The 17,978-nt window shown below is 58.4% G+C and carries 19 protein-coding genes; 17 read left to right on the top strand and 2 right to left on the bottom strand.

Annotated elements, in window-relative coordinates; translation table 11 throughout:
• Window positions 1-3 precede the first annotated feature (3 nt).
• From fabG to ptsG, 9 genes are all read left to right on the top strand, one after another.
• Entirely contained in the window at window positions 4-738 is a 735-nt protein-coding gene (fabG, locus tag EKL29_RS01870; protein WP_120452045.1) for a 3-oxoacyl-ACP reductase FabG, read from the top strand.
• Window positions 739-891: 153 nt separating this feature from the next.
• Window positions 892-1,128 carry an acyl carrier protein gene (gene acpP, locus EKL29_RS01875; RefSeq protein WP_025901771.1) on the top strand — a complete coding sequence of 79 codons (237 nt, stop codon included), beginning with the start codon at window positions 892-894 and terminating at the stop codon, window positions 1,126-1,128.
• A gap of 84 nt (window positions 1,129-1,212) precedes the next feature.
• Window positions 1,213-2,454: a beta-ketoacyl-ACP synthase II gene (gene fabF / locus EKL29_RS01880; protein ID WP_120452046.1), complete on the top strand. Its 1,242-nt coding sequence runs from the start codon at window positions 1,213-1,215 to the stop codon at window positions 2,452-2,454.
• 120 nt (window positions 2,455-2,574) lie between these two features.
• On the top strand, window positions 2,575-3,387 hold the full coding sequence (gene pabC, locus EKL29_RS01885) for an aminodeoxychorismate lyase (RefSeq protein ID WP_126688706.1): 813 nt from the start codon (window positions 2,575-2,577) through the stop codon (window positions 3,385-3,387).
• On the top strand, window positions 3,384-4,403 hold the full coding sequence (gene mltG / locus EKL29_RS01890; RefSeq protein ID WP_120452049.1) for an endolytic transglycosylase MltG: 1,020 nt from the start codon (window positions 3,384-3,386) through the stop codon (window positions 4,401-4,403). The genes pabC and mltG overlap by 4 nt, the downstream gene beginning before the upstream one ends.
• Window positions 4,393-5,025 (top strand): dTMP kinase, encoded by a 633-nt coding sequence (gene tmk, locus EKL29_RS01895; protein ID WP_120452051.1) that lies wholly within the window; start codon window positions 4,393-4,395, stop codon window positions 5,023-5,025. Before mltG ends, tmk begins: the two co-directional genes overlap by 11 nt.
• Window positions 5,022-6,011, top strand: a complete 990-nt coding sequence (holB, locus tag EKL29_RS01900; protein ID WP_120452053.1) for a DNA polymerase III subunit delta' — start codon at window positions 5,022-5,024, stop codon at window positions 6,009-6,011. Before tmk ends, holB begins: the two co-directional genes overlap by 4 nt.
• 18 nt (window positions 6,012-6,029) lie before the next feature.
• Window positions 6,030-6,821, top strand: coding sequence for a metal-dependent hydrolase (locus tag EKL29_RS01905; RefSeq protein ID WP_126688707.1), 792 nt, complete (start codon window positions 6,030-6,032; stop codon window positions 6,819-6,821).
• Window positions 6,822-7,106: 285 nt separating this feature from the next.
• Window positions 7,107-8,540: a PTS glucose transporter subunit IIBC gene (gene ptsG / locus EKL29_RS01910; protein ID WP_126688708.1), complete on the top strand. Its 1,434-nt coding sequence runs from the start codon at window positions 7,107-7,109 to the stop codon at window positions 8,538-8,540.
• Window positions 8,541-8,592: 52 nt separating this feature from the next.
• On the opposite strand, the gene EKL29_RS01915 is transcribed toward ptsG, so the two are convergent.
• Window positions 8,593-9,732 (bottom strand): glycoside hydrolase family 105 protein, encoded by a 1,140-nt coding sequence (locus EKL29_RS01915; protein WP_126688709.1) that lies wholly within the window; start codon window positions 9,730-9,732, stop codon window positions 8,593-8,595.
• A 9-nt stretch (window positions 9,733-9,741) separates the two neighbouring features.
• Complete coding sequence (locus tag EKL29_RS01920; protein WP_126688710.1) at window positions 9,742-11,334, bottom strand: MFS transporter; 1,593 nt, start codon at window positions 11,332-11,334, stop codon at window positions 9,742-9,744.
• A gap of 353 nt (window positions 11,335-11,687) precedes the next feature.
• Here EKL29_RS01920 and hinT point away from each other — a divergent pair, with 353 nt between their 5' ends.
• The 8 genes from hinT to EKL29_RS01960 all read left to right on the top strand — a co-directional run bounded on the left by hinT (window position 11,688) and on the right by EKL29_RS01960 (window position 17,854).
• Window positions 11,688-12,038, top strand: coding sequence for a purine nucleoside phosphoramidase (gene hinT / locus EKL29_RS01925; RefSeq protein ID WP_120452061.1), 351 nt, complete (start codon window positions 11,688-11,690; stop codon window positions 12,036-12,038).
• Window positions 12,039-12,059: 21 nt separating this feature from the next.
• Entirely contained in the window at window positions 12,060-12,428 is a 369-nt protein-coding gene (locus EKL29_RS01930; protein WP_120452063.1) for a YcfL family protein, read from the top strand.
• A 10-nt stretch (window positions 12,429-12,438) separates the two neighbouring features.
• Complete coding sequence (gene lpoB / locus EKL29_RS01935) at window positions 12,439-13,047, top strand: penicillin-binding protein activator LpoB (RefSeq protein WP_126688711.1); 609 nt, start codon at window positions 12,439-12,441, stop codon at window positions 13,045-13,047.
• Window positions 13,031-13,846 (top strand): thiamine kinase, encoded by an 816-nt coding sequence (thiK, locus tag EKL29_RS01940; RefSeq protein WP_126688712.1) that lies wholly within the window; start codon window positions 13,031-13,033, stop codon window positions 13,844-13,846. Before lpoB ends, thiK begins: the two co-directional genes overlap by 17 nt.
• A 35-nt stretch (window positions 13,847-13,881) precedes the next feature.
• On the top strand, window positions 13,882-14,925 hold the full coding sequence (gene nagZ, locus EKL29_RS01945; protein WP_126688713.1) for a beta-N-acetylhexosaminidase: 1,044 nt from the start codon (window positions 13,882-13,884) through the stop codon (window positions 14,923-14,925).
• A gap of 36 nt (window positions 14,926-14,961) precedes the next feature.
• Complete coding sequence (gene ycfP, locus EKL29_RS01950; protein ID WP_120452069.1) at window positions 14,962-15,504, top strand: alpha/beta hydrolase YcfP; 543 nt, start codon at window positions 14,962-14,964, stop codon at window positions 15,502-15,504.
• 210 nt (window positions 15,505-15,714) lie between these two features.
• The gene (locus EKL29_RS01955; RefSeq protein WP_120452071.1) at window positions 15,715-17,019 is read left to right on the top strand and encodes an NAD(P)/FAD-dependent oxidoreductase; all 1,305 of its coding nucleotides are present in this window, start codon (window positions 15,715-15,717) and stop codon (window positions 17,017-17,019) included.
• A 292-nt stretch (window positions 17,020-17,311) separates the two neighbouring features.
• On the top strand, window positions 17,312-17,854 hold the full coding sequence (locus tag EKL29_RS01960; RefSeq protein ID WP_033750889.1) for a glycine zipper 2TM domain-containing protein: 543 nt from the start codon (window positions 17,312-17,314) through the stop codon (window positions 17,852-17,854).
• Window positions 17,855-17,978: the final 124 nt, after the last annotated feature.

Genomic DNA, 17,978 nt, shown 5'->3' on the forward strand with positions numbered 1-17,978 from the left:
ATCATGAGCTTTGAAGGTAAAGTTGCGCTGGTAACAGGCGCGAGCCGCGGTATCGGCCGCGCTATCGCGGAAACGCTGGTTGCACGCGGCGCCAAAGTTGTTGGCACCGCGACAAGCGAAAGCGGCGCAGAAGCCATCAGTGCTTACCTCGGCGATAACGGCAAAGGTCTGCTGCTGAATGTGACCGATCCCGCATCGATCGACAGCGTGCTGGAGAAGGTTCGCGCAGAATTTGGCGAAGTAGACATTTTGGTCAATAATGCAGGCATTACGCGTGATAATCTGTTGATGCGCATGAAAGACGACGAATGGGCGGATATCCTGGATACCAACCTGACGTCGGTTTTCCGTCTGTCTAAGGCAGTTATGCGCGCCATGATGAAAAAACGTGTGGGTCGTATCATTACCATCGGTTCCGTTGTTGGCACCATGGGCAACGCGGGCCAGGCAAACTACGCAGCAGCCAAGGCGGGTTTGATTGGCTTTAGCAAATCACTGGCGCGCGAAATTGCGTCACGTGGCATTACCGTAAACGTCGTGGCACCGGGCTTTATTGAGACGGACATGACGCGTGCACTGAGCGAAGAGCAACGTTCCGGCATTTTGGCGCAGGTTCCGGCAGGTCGTTTAGGCGACGCGCAGGAAATCGCCAATGCTGTTGCATTTTTAGCCTCTGACGAAGCAGCCTACATCACGGGTGAGACGCTGCACGTCAATGGCGGCATGTACATGGTCTGATATTCACGAAATCATTTGCATTATTTGCGGTAAAAACCGCAAAATAGCGTAAAATCGTGGTTCGACCAGCCGGGATTTTGTTGCATCTTTTTCAACATTTTATACACTACGAAAACCATCGCGAAAGCGAGTTTTGATAGGAAATTAAATAGTATGAGCGATATCGAACAACGCGTTAAGAAAATCATTGCTGAGCAGCTGGGTGTGAAAGAGGACGAAGTAACTAACTCTGCATCTTTCGTTGAAGACCTGGGTGCTGATTCTCTTGACACCGTTGAGCTGGTAATGGCTCTGGAAGAAGAGTTTGATACTGAGATTCCAGACGAAGAAGCTGAGAAAATCACTACCGTTCAGGCAGCGATCGACTACATCAATAGCCACCAAGGCTAATGAATATCTTCAGGCGGTCGCTCGACCGCCTGAGTTTTATGCTTGTCCCACAGAGTTTATATTTCCCCTCCCTGGAGGACGAACGTGTCTAAGCGTCGTGTAGTTGTGACCGGTCTTGGCATGTTGTCTCCTGTCGGCAAAACCGTAGAGTCTACCTGGAGTGCTCTCCTTGCCGGTCAGAGCGGCATTAACCTGATCGACCATTTTGATACGAGTGCCTACGCAACCCGATTTGCTGGCATTGTAAGAGATTTTAATTGTGATGAAATCATCTCGCGCAAAGATCAGCGCAAGATGGATGACTTCATCCAATACGGTATTGTTGCCGGCGTGCAGGCTATGCAGGATTCGGGTCTGGTCGTGACCGATGAGAACGCTGGTCGTATCGGCGCGGCGATTGGTTCCGGCATCGGCGGACTGGGTCTGATTGAAGAGAACCACACCTCGCTGGTCAACGGCGGTCCGCGCAAAATCAGTCCGTTCTTTGTTCCTTCGACCATCGTCAATATGGTTGCTGGGCACCTGACGATTATGTACGGCCTGAAAGGCCCCAGTATCTCTATCGCGACAGCCTGTACTTCAGGCGTGCACAACATCGGCCATGCGGCGCGCATTATCGCCTATAACGATGCTGACGTGATGCTGGCGGGCGGCGCAGAAAAGGCCAGCACCCCACTGGGTGTCGGCGGCTTTGGCGCTGCGCGCGCGCTCTCTACGCGCAACGATAACCCGCAGGCGGCAAGCCGTCCGTGGGATAAAGATCGTGATGGCTTCGTGCTGGGCGACGGCGCAGGCATTATCGTGCTGGAAGAGTATGAGCACGCTAAAAAACGCGGCGCGAAGATCTATGCGGAAATTGTCGGCTTCGGCATGAGCAGCGATGCTTACCACATGACTTCGCCGCCGGAAAATGGCGCAGGCGCAGCGCTGGCGATGGAAAATGCGCTGCGTGATGCGCAGCTGTCGCCGGAGCAAATCGGCTACGTTAACGCGCACGGCACGTCTACGCCAGCGGGTGACAAAGCAGAAGCGCAGGCGGTAAAAACCATTTTCGGCGCTGCAGCGAAAACCGTTATGGTCAGCTCGACCAAATCAATGACCGGCCATCTGCTGGGTGCGGCAGGCGCGGTAGAGTCTATCTACTCGATCCTGGCGCTGCGCGACCAGGCCGTTCCGCCGACCATCAATCTGGATAACCCGGATGAGGGTTGCGATCTCGACTTCGTGCCCCACACGGCGCGTCAGGTCAGCGGCCTGGAGTACACGCTGTGTAACTCCTTCGGCTTCGGCGGCACTAACGGCTCGTTGATCTTCCGTAAAGTCTGACGATTCACGTTCTGGCAAAAGGCCCGCAAATGCGGGCCTTTTTTCTATTCAGAAAGGCTCTGAAACGGATTATCACAATACAAAGCGCTACCATAGCGCTTTTCCTTGCGGGAGAGTCCCATGTGGATCAACGGAACGGAGCAACTTACTCTCTCAGCCAGCGATCGCGCGACGCAGTTTGGTGATGGCTGTTTTACCACGGCGGCGGTCGATAATGGCCATATTCAGCTGCTGGACGCGCACCTGCGGCGGCTGCGCGAGGGCTGCGAACGGCTAATGATGCCCGAGGTTGACTGGACGCGGCTGGAGAGAGAAATGCGCGTTGCCGCGCAGCCGCACAAGCAGGCGGTACTAAAAGTCATTATCAGCGCTGGCTCAGGCGGACGCGGCTACAGCCGCAAAGGTGGCAGCGGCGCCACGCGCATCGTCTCGGTTGCGCCATGGCCGCACCATTATCTGCCGCTGCAGGCGCAGGGCGTTAAGCTGCAAACCAGTCCGGTCCGGCTGGCGCAGAACCCGCTGCTGGCGGGCATTAAGCACCTGAATCGCCTGGAGCAGGTATTGATCCGCGCGCATCTCGACCAGAGCGACGCCGAGGAGGCGCTGGTGCTTGACACTGCGGGCTACGTGGTGGAATGCTGTGCGGCCAATTTATTCTGGCGGCAGGGCGATCGTATCTTTACGCCCGACCTGACGCAGTCCGGCGTCGATGGCGTCATGCGGCGCTATCTGATGGCGCAAATGGCCGCCGCAGGCCAGATTTGTCATGTGGTACGCTGCGAGCCAGCGCAGCTGCTGGCGGCCGACGAAATCGTTATCTGCAATGCCCTGATGCCGGTGTTGCCGGTGCGGCAGCTGGACGACAGATTATTCAGCGAACGCACGCTTTACCGCCGGTTACAGGAAAGCGGCTATTTAATGGAAGCAAAATGAGTCGAACTAAAAAAATTTTCGCCGTCGCTGCGGCGATTTTGATCCTTGCGGCGGCCTTTAGCTACTGGCAGATCCAGCGCTTCGCCGCGGCTCCGTTAACCATTGACCAGGAAACTATCTATACCTTGCCGGCGGGCACCGGCCGGGTAGCGCTGGAAGCGCAGCTGGAGAGCCAGCATCTTATTCCGCAGAGCATCTGGTTTGGCCCGCTGCTTAAGCTGGAGCCGGAACTGGCCCGGTTTAAAGCGGGCACCTACCGGCTGGAGAAAGGAATGACGGTGCGGGCGCTGCTGCAGCTGCTCGCCAGCGGTAAAGAGGCGCAGTTTCCGCTGCGGCTGGTAGAAGGCCAGCGTCTTAATGAATGGCTCGCCGAGCTGCGCGCCGCCCCCTATCTCCGACACACGCTGAAAGATGATCAGTTCGCCACGCTGGCGAAAACGCTTAATATCGATCCGCTGGCGTTGGAAGGGAGCTTCTATCCGGATACCTATCTCTATACCGCCAATACCAGCGACATCGCGCTGCTGCAGCGCGCGCATGCCCGCATGACGGCGCTGGTGGACCAGATCTGGCGGGAGCGCATGGCGGATTTGCCCTACAAAAATCCGCAGGAGATGGTGACCATGGCGTCGGTCATTGAGAAAGAGACCGCCGTCAGCGCCGAACGCGCGCGCGTCGCCTCAGTGTTTATCAACCGGCTGCGCACCGGCATGAAGCTGCAAACCGATCCTACAGTGATTTACGGCATGGGCGATAAATATACAGGCACGCTGACGCGTAAAGACCTTGAGACGCCGACCGATTACAATACCTACACGATTAACGGTTTGCCGCCAGGCCCGATCGCCGCGCCGAGCAAAGCCTCGCTGGAAGCGGCGGCACATCCGGAAAAAACCAGTTACCTCTATTTTGTCGCCGACGGCAAGGGCGGTCACACCTTTACCACCAATCTTGCCAGTCATAACCAGGCGGTACAGGCTTACCGGCAAACGCTAAAGGAAAAAGATGAAAAGTAAGTTTATCGTCATTGAAGGCCTGGAAGGCGCCGGGAAAACCACTGCGCGCGAGGCGATTGTCGCCACGCTGCGCGAACGGGGCATTCAGGATATCGTGTTCACCCGCGAGCCGGGCGGCACACCGCTGGCGGAGCAGCTGCGTGTTCTGGTGAAGCAGGGCATCGAAGGCGAGCAGGTGACAGACAAAGCGGAGCTGCTAATGCTCTATGCCGCGCGCGTGCAGCTGGTCGATACCGTCATTAAGCCTGCCCTGGCGCGCGGCGCATGGGTGATTGGCGATCGGCACGATCTCTCTTCGCAGGCCTACCAGGGCGGCGGACGCGGAGTGGACAGCGCGCTGATGCGCACCCTGCGTGATGCCGTGCTGGGCGATTTCCGTCCCGATCTTCAGCTCTATCTCGACGTTACGCCGGAAATTGGCCTGCAGCGGGCCCGGGCGCGCGGCGAGCTGGATCGCATCGAGCAGGAATCGCTGCGCTTTTTTGAACGCACTCGCGAGCGCTATCTGGCGCTGGCGGCCGAGGACCGCAGCATCCTGACCGTGGACGCCACGCAGCCGCTCGCCAGCGTTACCCAGGCGATTAAAGCGACGTTGACGCGCTGGCTGGAACAGCAGGCATGAACTGGTATCCGTGGCTGAACCAGCCTTACCGCTATATCATCGGTCAGCACCAGGCGGGTCGCGCTCATCATGCGCTGCTGATCCAGGCGATCGCGGGCATGGGGGATGATGCGCTGGTGTGGGGCGTCAGCCGCTGGCTGATGTGCCAGCAGCCGGACGGGCTGAAAAGCTGCGGCCTCTGTCACGGCTGCCAGCTGATGCAGGCGCAGACGCATCCCGACTGGTATCGGCTGGAGGCGGAAAAAGGCAAAAGCACGCTGGGTATTGACGCGGTGCGCCAGGTAACGGAGACGCTCTATCATTTCGCCCAGCAGGGCGGTGCGAAAATCGTCTGGCTTCCCGATGCCGCGCAGCTGAGCGAATCAGCGGCGAATGCGCTGTTAAAAACCCTGGAAGAGCCGCCGGCCAATAGCTGGTTTTTTCTCAGCAGCCGTGAACCTTCGCGACTGTTAGCCACGCTGCGCAGCCGCTGTATGGCGCTCTCTCTGGCGCCGCCGGATGAGGCGCAAAGCCTGCAGTGGCTGAGCAAGCAAACACCGCAGGAGACGGCCGCGCTACAGACTGCGCTGCGCCTCAGCGCGGGCGCGCCGGCGGCGGCGCTACAGCTGCTGGAGCCTGCGCGCTGGCAGGCGCGCCAGACGTTGTGCGACGCGCTGCCAGCCGCGCTGCAGCAGGATATTCTGTTGCTGCTTCCGGCGCTCAACGCCGAGGATGTCGCCGCGCGCATCAGCTGGCTGATGGCGCTGCTGGTGGATGCGATCAAATGGCAGCAGGGCGCGACGCGCTGGTTGAGCAATCCCGATCGGCAGGATGTGGTTGCGCTGCTGTCAGAGACCTTCTCCGCCCGGGCGCTGGATGAGAGCGCGCGCGAGTGGATGCAGTGCCGGGAACAGCTGCTCCACGTGGCCGCCGTTAACCGCGAACTTCTGTTAACCGACCGACTTCTGAGCTGGGCTGACAAACGTAAGCCCGGCGTAGTCGCTTAACGACAAAACGAGACCGTTATGTTTATTGTGGATTCACACTGCCATCTTGATGGCCTGGATTATGAAAAGAACCATCGCGATCTCGATGACGTGATCGCTAAAGCTGCCGCGCGCGACGTGAAATTTATGCTGGCGATCGCCACCACGCTGCCGGGTTTTCATACGCTGAAAGCGCTGGTCGGCGAGCGTGAAAATATTGCGCTCTCAGTAGGCGTGCACCCCCTGAATCAGGAAGAGCCTTACGACGTGGAAGAGTTTCGTCGTCTGGCCGCCGATCCGCGCGTCGTGGCGCTGGGTGAAACCGGCCTCGACTACTATTATCAGCAGGAAACTAAGGCGCAGCAGCAGGCGTCGTTCCGCGAGCATATCCGCACCGGTATTGCGCTGAACAAGCCGATTATCGTGCATACCCGCGACGCGCGTGACGATACGCTGGCTATCCTGCGCGAAGAGCAGGTCGAGCGCTGCGGCGGCGTGCTGCACTGCTTTACCGAAGATCAGGCGACGGCGGCGAAGCTGCTGGATATGGGTTTCTACATCTCTTTTTCCGGCATTGTGACCTTCCGTAACGCCGAACAGCTGCGCGAAGCGGCGCGCTATGTTCCGCTGGATCGCATGCTGGTGGAAACCGATTCGCCTTATCTGGCGCCGGTGCCGTATCGCGGCAAAGAGAACCAGCCAGCTTATACGCGCGACGTAGCGGATTATCTTGCCGTGCTGAAAGGGGTAGATATTGAAACCCTGGCTGCCGCCACCACGCAGAACTTCTCTACGCTTTTCCGCGTGCCGTTAAGCCGACTCGGTGGTTAAGGTTTTATTTCATAGTCTGTAATAATTCGATAATAACGATTAATAGCCCTGCTTTTTAAGGCAGGGCTACTGTTTTATGGGGGTAAACCGCGCGCTGTCAGTCAGAATATACTGATATCCAGCGCCATGTTTCCTGGAAACGTGATAGTCATCAAAGTAACGCCAGCTGATTTATTTTACCCTTCGTAATAATTACAAGGCGGTCACCGCCAGACGGGTTGCGGATCCTCCCCCACGACCCAGCGCACTGCGCAAAATCGCACTCATACTCAGGAGCTTCAGGCTATGTTCAAGAACGCATTTGCGAACCTGCAAAAGGTCGGTAAATCGCTCATGCTGCCGGTATCGGTTCTGCCGATCGCCGGTATTTTATTAGGTGTTGGTTCGGCAAACTTTAGCTGGCTGCCAGCCGTCGTTTCCCATGTTATGGCGGAAGCGGGCGGCTCGGTGTTTGCTAATATGCCGCTGATCTTCGCTATCGGCGTGGCGCTCGGCTTTACCAATAACGACGGCGTTTCCGCGCTGGCGTCGGTGGTGGCGTACGGCATCATGGTGAAAACCATGGCGGTAGTCGCGCCGCTGGTGCTGCATCTTTCGGCTGAGGATATTGCCGCGCATCATCTGGCGGATACCGGCGTGCTGGGCGGCATTATCGCCGGTGCGATTGCAGCCTATATGTTCAACCGCTTCTACCGTATCAAGCTGCCGGAATACCTGGGCTTCTTTGCCGGTAAACGCTTTGTGCCGATTATCTCCGGCCTGACGGCGATCGTTCTGGGCGTCGTGCTCTCCTTTATCTGGCCGCCGATTGGCTCGGCAATTCAGGAGTTCTCACAGTGGGCTGCCTACCAGAACCCGGTTGTCGCCTTCGGTATTTACGGCGTGGTTGAGCGCGCGCTGGTGCCTTTCGGCCTGCACCATATCTGGAACGTTCCTTTCCAGATGCAGATCGGCGAATTCACCAACGCGGCAGGTCAGGTTTTCCACGGCGATATTCCGCGTTATATGGCGGGCGATCCGACGGCGGGCAAACTCTCTGGCGGCTTCCTGTTCAAGATGTACGGTCTGCCGGCAGCGGCAATCGCCATCTGGCACTCAGCGAAACCTGAGAACCGCGCCAAAGTGGGCGGTATCATGATCTCCGCTGCGCTGACCGCGTTCCTGACCGGCATCACCGAGCCGATCGAGTTCTCCTTTATGTTCGTTGCGCCGATCCTCTATGTGATCCACGCGATTCTGGCCGGTCTGGCGTTCCCGATCTGTATTCTGCTCGGTATGCGTGACGGCACCAGCTTCTCGCACGGCCTGATCGACTTTATCGTGCTGAGCGGCAACAGCAGCAAAATCTGGCTCTTCCCGGTTATCGGCATCATTTACGGTCTGATTTACTACACCATTTTCCGTGTGCTGATCGTGAAGCTGAATCTGAAAACGCCTGGCCGCGAAGAGACGACGACCGAGTCCTCTTCCGCGACCGGCAGCGAGATGGCTGGCAAACTGGTCTCCGCTTTCGGCGGCAAAGAGAACATCACGAACCTGGACGCCTGTATTACCCGACTGCGCGTCAGCGTGGCTGATGTCAGCAAGGTTAATCAGGCCGAGCTGAAAAACCTTGGCGCCCGTGGCGTCGTGGTGGCAGGCTCCGGCGTTCAGGCGATTTTCGGCACCAAGTCCGATAACCTGAAAACCGATATGGACGACTACATTCGCAGTATGTAACGGCAATAAAGAAAAAGCCCCGTAAGGGGCTTTTTTTGTTTGCGCTAAGTATTCAGAGATAGACCCGCAGGTACTCCGTCAGGCATAGCAGCGCCATCGCCTGTCCGTAAGGCATTGAGGTCAACGGAACGGTGCGGTAGTAGTCAAGATCGCTGCCCATTGCGGTGCCGAACGAGACCTGTTTCAGCTCGCCTTCCTCATCAATATTGGCAATAACGCCGCGCAGCGCATTAAGCCCGGTAGGCAGATACTCAGCGCTGAGATAGCGCTTGCGCACCGCCTTGATAATGCCGTAGGCGAAGCCCGCAGTCGCCGACGCTTCGAGATAGCTGTCGGGATCGTCCAGCAGCGTATGCCACAGACCGCTCGGATGCTGGCAGTCGCGCAGCGCTTTCACCTGGCTCTCCAGCACCTGCAGCAGGAAGCGGCGCGTCGCGTGCTGTTCCGGCCAGTTCATCATCTCAAGAAAGTCAGGGATCGCGATGGTGATCCAGCTGTTGCCGCGCGCCCAGCGCGCATTAGCGAAGTTATGACGACCCTCGAAGTTCCAGCCGTGAAACCAGAGTCCGGTCTGCCGATCCATCAGATATTGCGTGTGCAGCAGGAACTGATAGCTGGCTTCTTCGATAAACTCCTGACGATTAAGCAGCTGGCCGATTTTCGCCAGCGCCATCACGCTCATCATCAGCGTGTCGTCCCAGAGCTGCTGGTGGTTTTCATTGTTGTAGACGATATGCTGCAGGCCGCCTTGTTCAGTGCGCGGCATCTCATACATTACCCATTCCGCCCAGCGCTCCAGCACCGGACGCCAGGCGGCGTTGCCGGTCTCTTCATAGCGCCAGGCCAGCGTCAGAAAAGGCGCCACGGTATTGACGTTTTTGGTCGGCGTGCCTTCCGCAAGGCGCGCAGCGAACCAGTCGTCGATAATCCCCAGCGTCTCTTTATCGCCGGTTTGCTGATAATAGTGCAGCATGCCGTAAAGGCCGATGCCGTGCGTCCATTCCCAGCCTGCCCAGCCTTTGGTATCAATCACGCGCCCGTCGTCAAGACGCAGCAGGAAGTCTCCCGTTTCATCGGTGATGTTCACCAGGTTTTGCGTCAGCTTGTGAATCAGTTGCAACAGCTCCCGGCGCGGCAGCAGAAATTCTGGTTGGCACAACAGCGCACTCTGTTTCACAGGGAATACAGTCATGGTTCATTCCTATCGTTTCAGGGTCGTAGTCAGGGGAGAAGTGAGCGGACGCGCGGACGTCAACGGCGGCGCGGCCGGTTTATGACGGTTAAGGAAGCCGATATTGTTATTGCCCCACAGATTTTCATAAGGCATGCCGGCCAGCGTTTCGACGATGCTGCGGGCTTCCGGCGTAATGCGCTCCGGCAAAACGCGGTCAGCTTCACGCATCTTCTGCGTCTCTTCACGCAGCACGGTGTGGGTTTGCAGATTAAGTTTGAAACGCAGCGAGACCAGGAAACCGCACGCCAGTACGCACAGGGTGCCGAGGCTGAGAATGCCAAGAATGGTATGGCTCACGCTCGGGGCCTGCGTCGCCTGGCCCGAGACGAAGCCGGAAAGCTGCAGCACGATGCCGACCAGCATCACCGCGCCCGCCTGAGACGCTTTGCGGGTCAGCGTCATAATACCGGCGAAAATCCCTTCGCGGCGCTGACCCGTAATCACCTCATCCACGTCTGCGATATAGGTATAAATATTCCAGGGAACGTAGTTGATGCCGCCGCGTCCAAGGCCCGCCAGCGCGGAGATCAGCAGCAGCAGGGAGAAGTTGTCGTTCATGCCCGCATACCAGAGGCCGGCGTAGGAGATCGCGGCGGCGGCAAACAGCGTCACGACCAGACGATAGGCGGGCGCCGGACCCAGACGGATACAGAGCGGGATCATGCCCATCACGGCGATAAACTGCAGCACCGCCATAGTGCCCATCAGGCTGGAGGCGATCTGCGCGCTCTGCATCAGCACGAATACCACATACCAGGTAAAGACGGCGTTAAAAACGTCCTGCGCGATATAGCCGCCCAGATACATGCCGAGATGCTGACGAAAAATGCGGATGCGCAGCGTGGAGGCAAGCTCGACATAGAGACGCTTCAGGTTCTGCAGCAGCGTCAGCTGCCGTTTCTCCTCCTCAGCGCGGCGCGACTCTTCGGAGAAATCGGCCGGATCGCGCTCCCAGGTGAAGAGCCAGACCAGCGTCAGCACCAGCGCGCAGATAATCGAGAAGACCAGGCTGGCGTAAAAGAAGGAGAGCGGATTATCTTTGCCCAGCGCGCCGATCAAAATGCCCGGCAGGAAGGCTGCCAGAATCGCCGACAGCTGCGCCAGCGCGATACGTGCGCCGGAAAAGCGGGTCTTTTGTTTGAAATCGTCGGTCATTTCCGGCACCAGAGTCTCATAGGGCACCAGAATCATGGTGTAGACGATATCGAACAGCAGATAGGTGGCGAGATACCACCAGAAACTCATATCGCCGATCCACATCAGGCTGTAGCTGAAGACGCAGGGAATGCCGAGCAGAATAAAAAACTTGCGGCGGCCGAAGCGCTTGCCCAGCCAGGTTGAGCCGAAATTATCAGTCAGAAAGCCCATCAGCGGGCTGACCACCGCGTCCAGCACGCGCGCGGCGGCGAAGATAAACGTCGCCTCGATGGGCGTCAGGCCGCAGAAGGTGGTATAAAAATAGAGCAGCCAGGCGGCGGTAAGTGCCGTGGTGCCTGCGCCGAGAAAGTCCCCGGAGCCGTAAGCCAGATAGTGGCCAAAACCAATTTTACGCGTTCGCATACGGATGCTCCTTTATAGCCATAGTCACTACATCCTTTGTTATCCGGACGACACACTCGGAATGAATAGAAAGTAGAGCCCCAGCGCGGGGCAAACCTTCGCAATTTCGACAGGGCCGTCTCCTGGCTGGCAATGACGCAAAGAAAAGGGCGGCGTATTTCTAATTTATGAAACAGCGTTTCATTTTAACGTCAGGCAAAGCGGTAAATTGCGAAGCGGCGCACAGGAAAAAGAAGTTGTAAAAACGGTGTAAAGGCAGGCAGTTAATCAGGGAAAAGTGGTCCTGAGCTTGAAAGAAAACAAATTCCTCACGCATACTGATTGACTGTCAAACAGGCTTAAGGAATTGCACCATGGCTGAAGAAACTATTTTCAGTAAAATCATCCGTCGCGAAATCCCCGCCGACGTGGTGTATCAGGATGAGCTGGTCACTGCGTTTCGCGACATCTCTCCCAAAGCGCCGACCCATATTTTGATCGTCCCTAACGTGTTGATTCCCACCGCTAACGACGCGCTGCCCGCTCACGAGCAGGCGCTGGGCCGTCTGTTTACCGCTGCGGCGAAAATCGCGCGCGCCGAGGGCATCGATCAGGACGGCTATCGCCTGATCGTTAACTGCAATCGTCACGGCGGTCAGGAGGTTTATCACATTCATATGCATTTGCTCGGCGGGCGTCCGCTGGGTCCAATGCTGGCCGACTGATTTTCCCTACGGAAGCGACTTATGCGTCAATGGCTGACAGGCCTGCCGCTCCTGCTGACTCTGGCAGGCTGCAGTAGTGATAAACCGATGATCGACACATCGCAGTCGCTGGTGATGGAGTCTTCAGTGCTCTCTGCTGGCATCATTACCGACGAGCCGGTGGTAGACGAAGAAGATGGACAGCAGCGCGCGCGCAGCGTGCTCTATAACCAGCGCGAGACGCCGGTGGTGATCCACTATCGTTATTACTGGTATGACGACAAAGGGCTGGAAATAACGCCGCGCGAACCGGCGCAGAGAGTCATCGTTCCGGCGCACGGCAGCATTGTCGCCGCTTCCCAAATGGGCAACCTGACGGCCAGCAAGGTTCGTCTCTACCTTTATCTCTGAGGACTGTTACGTGATTCGCCGACTCCCTCGTTCCGGAGCGCTACTGATGGCGCTCATTCTTTCCGGCTGCGTGATTAAACAGCAGCAGCCTGCGCCTGTAGAACCGACGCAACCCAACGAACCCACGCAGCCGCAGCCCGTACCGCAGCCGCAGCCGATACCGGAGCAGCCGACGCAGCCGGTGCCGCAGCCGCCGAAGCTGAAAACCATCAACTGGGACGCCAGCGTGCAGCCGCTGGTGGCGCAGATGCTGCGTTCGTCCAGCAGCGCCACACCGGGCAGCGTACTGATGGTCGATCGCATCAAAAACAGCACCAACGGCGCGCTGCAGAGCGAAAAAGCCACCGACGCGATTCAAAACGCGCTGGCCAACAACGGCAAGTTTACGCTGGTGACCAGCGATCAGCTGGCGCAGGCCAAGCAGACGCTGGGACTGTCGCCAGACGACAGCCTTAACTCGCGCAGCAAGGCGATTGGTCTGGCCCGCACGCTGAACGCGCAGTATGTGCTTTACAGCACGGCGCAGGGCGACGTAAAAACCCCGACGCTGCAGATGCAGCTGATGCTGGTGCAGACCGGCGAGATCGTCTGGTCAGGCAAAGGTGTCGCCCAGAATTGATCCCTTGCTGCTTGCGCGGATAGAAAAACGGCTGCCGGGCTTTACGGCGGGCAGGCTAACGCCGCTGCAGGGGCTCACCGGACAGAGCAGCAAACTGGAAAACGGGCAGGGCGCCTTTATTGTGCGGCCTGCGCCGCAGCCGCCGATACCTTTTGTTGAACGCCAGCGCGAAGCGCGCCTGCTGCGCAAACTGCACCCCAGCGGCCTGACGTCGCGTCCCTTAGTGGGTGACGCGCAGCTTCTGCTGCTGCCGTGGCAACAGGGCGAACCCTTGTCGATGCAGATGTTTCAGCAGCGGCGCGAAGAGGTCATCTCCCTGCTGCTGCGGCTGCATCGTCAGCCATTAACCGGCTATGCCCTGCGGCTGCTGCCGCTGCTGCAACGCTACTGGCAGCTGTGCCGACAGCGGCACGTTCGCTGGCAGCGCGCGCTGCGCCAGCTAGCGCGCGTCGGCGAGCCGCGGCCGCTGCGCCTGACGCCGCTGCATATGGATGTCCACGCCGGAAACCTGATTGCGGATGAGAAAGGGCTGCATCTGATCGACTGGGAATACGCCGCAGACGGCGACGTGGCGCTTGAGCTTGCCGCGCTGTGCGCCGCCGATCCTGAGCAGGCGAGCCGCTGGCTGGAGGCGTATGCGCAGGCGGCCTGCCTGCCGCCTGCGGCGCTTGCGCGTCAGGTTGCCCGCTGGCAGCCCTGGCTGCGGCTGCTGATGGCGAGCTGGTATCAGCTGCGTGCTGAGCAGAGCGGCGATGCGGCACTGCAACAGCTGGCGCGGCAGAGCTGGCAACACATTTAATTCGCGCGGCGATGGCGCCGCGCCAGGAACAGATTATGACAACACAACTTCCCGGGCCGCTGATGCTGGATGTCGCAGGCTTTGAACTGGACGCTGAAGAGCGGGAGATCCTGAAGCACCCCACGGTGGGCGGCGTGATCCTCTTTGCGCGCAACTATCACGATCCGGCGCAGCTGGCCGAACTGGTGCGCCAGATCCGCAGCGCGTCGCGCACGCGGCTGGTGGTGGCGGTCGATCAGGAAGGCGGACGCGTGCAGCGCTTCCGCGACGGCTTCACCACCTTACCCGCGATGCAGTCTTTCGCGGCGCTGCACGACGAGGAAACCGGCGGCGAACTGGCGCAGCAGGCGGGCTGGCAGATGGCGGCAGAGATGATCGCCATGGATATCGACATCAGTTTCGCGCCGGTGCTGGATCTGGGCCATATCAGCGCGGCGATTGGCGATCGCTCTTTCCATGAGGATCCGCAGATTGCGCTGGCGATGGCGCGCCGCTTTATTGCCGGCATGCATGAAGCGGGCATGAAAACCACCGGGAAGCACTTTCCCGGACACGGCGCGGTCAGCGCCGATTCGCACAAAGAGACTCCGCGCGATCCGCGCGATCTGGAGACCCTGCGCCGTCACGACATGGCGATCTTCCAGGCGCTGTTCGACGAAGGCGCGCTGGATGCCGTCATGCCGGCGCACGTTATCTATACTGAGATAGACCCGCTGCCCGCCAGCGGTTCCCCTTACTGGCTGAAAACGGTGCTGCGTGAGCAGCTGGGCTTCGACGGCGTGATCTTTTCAGACGATCTCTCAATGGAGGGCGCGGCGATTATGGGCAGCTACGCGGAACGCGCGCAGCAGTCGCTGTCGGCCGGATGCGACATGATTCTGGTCTGCAACCATCGCGAAGGCGCCATCAGCGTGCTGGATAATTTGATCGCGATCGGCGCTGAACGCGTGCCGCGGCTGTACCATCGGGGAACTCTTACCCGCCAGAGCCTGCAGCAGAGCACGCGCTGGAAGCAGAACGCGCAGCAGCTGAGCAATCTGCAGGCGCGCTGGCTGGAACACAAAGCGTCAGGGAAGTAAGGCATTCTCCTGGCGCGCACAACGCTGAGGAGTGTCATGATTATTTATCTGCACGGTTTCGATTCCAGTAGTCCGGGCAACCATGAAAAGGTGCTGCAGCTGCAGTTTATCGATCCTGACGTCAGGCTGATCGGCTACAGCACCCGCCATCCCAGACACGATATGCAGTTCCTGCTGAAAGAGACCGACAAGATGCTGACGCACGGCGGCGGCAGCCAGCCGCTGATCTGCGGCGTCGGACTGGGCGGCTACTGGGCGGAACGCATCGGTTTTCTCTGCGGCATTCGCCAGGCCATTTTCAACCCGAATCTGTTTCCCTTTGAAAATATGGAGGGGAAAATTGATCGGCCAGAAGAGTATCTGGATATCGCTACCAAGTGCGTCAGCGATTTTCGCGAGAAGAACCGCGATCGTTGCCTGGTATTCCTGTCGCGCCGCGATGAGGCGCTCGACAGCCAGCGCAGCGCGGAAACGCTGCATCCCTTCTATGAAATTATCTGGGACGAGGCTGAGGGTCATAAATTCAGGAATATCTCGCCGCACCTTCAGAGAATTAACGCTTTCAAAACATTAAGTTAAACCAGCGGGCGTCAGACAGGCGCCCGGCTGCTTCGCGTCATATTCCGGCCGATCCAGTACGTAATTGATGTGGATCAATTTTGGTATGACCATCTTCCCTGCCCATGCTATTCTGCCCTTAGCAGCGATTTTAACTTCGCCAACCCTATGTTTATTAAGGTTTAATTTAACCATTGATTAACTATTGGTTCACATCTTGAGGGGGTCTTGTTGACTACATCCATGAAAAAAATCGTTATTGTCGGCGGCGGCGCGGGCGGACTGGAGATGGCCACGCAGCTCGGCCATAAGCTGGGCCGCAAGAAAAAGGCCGAGATTATTCTGGTGGATCGCAACCACAGCCACCTGTGGAAGCCGCTGCTGCATGAAGTGGCGACCGGATCGATGGACGAGGGCATTGACGCGCTGAGCTATCTGGCGCACGCGCGCAATCACGGTTTTCAGTTCCAGCTCGGCTCGCTGACCAATATCAACCGCGAGCGTAAAACCATAGAGCTGGCGGAGATGCGCGACGACAACGGCGAAGTGCTGGTGCCGCAGCGCGAGCTGGCTTACGACACCCTGGTGATGGCGCTGGGCAGCACCTCGAACGACTTCGGCACCCCGGGCGTTAAAGATCACTGTATTTTCCTCGACAACCCGCATCAGGCGCAGCGTTTCCACAATGAGATGCTGAACCAGTTCCTGAAATTCTCCGCCAGTGAAGGCCGTCTGGAGAAGGTCAATATCGCCATCGTTGGCGGCGGGGCGACTGGCGTTGAGCTCTCTGCCGAGCTGCATAACGCGGTTAAACAGCTGCACAGCTATGGCTATAAAGGGCTGAGCAGCGAGGCGCTGAACGTCACGCTGGTGGAAGCGGGCGAGCGCATTTTGCCTGCGCTGCCACCGCGCATCTCCGCTGCGGCGCACAGTGAGCTCACCAAACTGGGCGTGCGCGTGCTGACGCAAACCATGGTGACCAGCGCGGATAAAAACGGCCTGCACACCAAAGGCGGCGAATTTATCGAGGCGGATCTGATGGTGTGGGCGGCGGGCATCAAAGCGCCGGACTTCCTGAAAGAGATCGGCGGCCTGGAAACCAACCGCATCAACCAGCTGGTGGTGAAAGAGACGCTGCAAACTACGCGGGATGACGATATCTATGCCATCGGCGACTGCGCCTCCTGCGCGCTGCCGTCGGGCGGCTTCGTGCCGCCGCGCGCCCAGTCGGCGCACCAGATGGCGTCGCGTGCGATGGAGAATATCCTCGCCCAGCGCAGCGGCAAACCGCTGAAAGCCTATGTCTATAAAGATCACGGCTCGCTGGTCTCGCTGTCGCGCTTCAGTACCGTAGGCAGCCTGATGGGCAACCTGATGCGCGGCTCGATGATGGTAGAGGGCCGCATCGCGCGCTTCGTCTACATCTCTTTATATCGTATGCATCAGATTGCGCTCCACGGCTACTTCAAGACTGGTCTGATGATGCTGGTAGGCAGCCTGAACCGCGTTATCCGTCCGCGTCTCAAGCTGCACTAATGATTACCAGGCGGCGTAAGCCGCCTTTTCCCGCCTCTGTTGCTCGTTAACCTTCTGACCCATAACACAAATTAATTGAAGTTCTTGTGTTGACCCCCTCAGAACTCTCCGAAAAGCTGGTCCTGATCCGGCTCCGGTGCGTTTTCCTCCATTAATCTGATGTTGCAATTTCGGGCCATCTGTAAAACTTCCTGCAACGATACGGCGGGTCGTGCACGCCGTTCTGTGCCATAGCGACAGGGGACATCGTCGCGGCACGCATGCACGGTAACAACTTCAGGAGGACAATCCTGTGAATAAATCAATGTTAGCGGGTATCGGTATCGGTGTTGCAGCCGCTTTGGGCGTGGCCGCCGTTGCCAGCATGGACGTATTCGATCGTGGTCCGCAGTATGCGCAGGTGCTTTCAGCGACGCCGATCAAAGAGAGCATCAAGCAGCCGCGGCAGGAATGCCGCAACGTTACGCTGACTCATCGTCGTGCAGTGCAGGACGAGAACCGCATTGCCGGTTCAGTGCTGGGTGCGGTAGCGGGCGGTGTGCTGGGCCACCAGTTCGGTGGCGGACGAGGACGCGATGTAGCGACGGTCGCAGGCGCGCTGGCGGGCGGCTATGCCGGCAACCAGGTGCAGGGCGGCTTGCAGGATCGCGACACCTACACCACCTCAGAGCAGCGTTGCAAAACGGTTTACGATAAACAAGAAAAGATGCTGGGTTATGACGTGACCTATAAAATAGGCGACCAGCAGGGCAAAATCCGTATGGAAAACGACCCTGGTACCCGCATCCCGCTGGACCGTAACGGCCAGCTCATCCTGAACAGCAATCAGGCTTAACGGGGCAAAGATTCCCACACAGCACACACATAACAAAAAGGCACATCGCAAGATGTGCCTTTTTTCATGGCGGCGTCGCAGCAGACGAGCCTTCAGAAAAGCAGGGCGGCGAACCGCCCGCATT

Source organism: Pantoea sp. YU22 (genome assembly GCF_003970755.1).
Taxonomy (GTDB): domain Bacteria; phylum Pseudomonadota; class Gammaproteobacteria; order Enterobacterales; family Enterobacteriaceae; genus Pantoea; species Pantoea piersonii.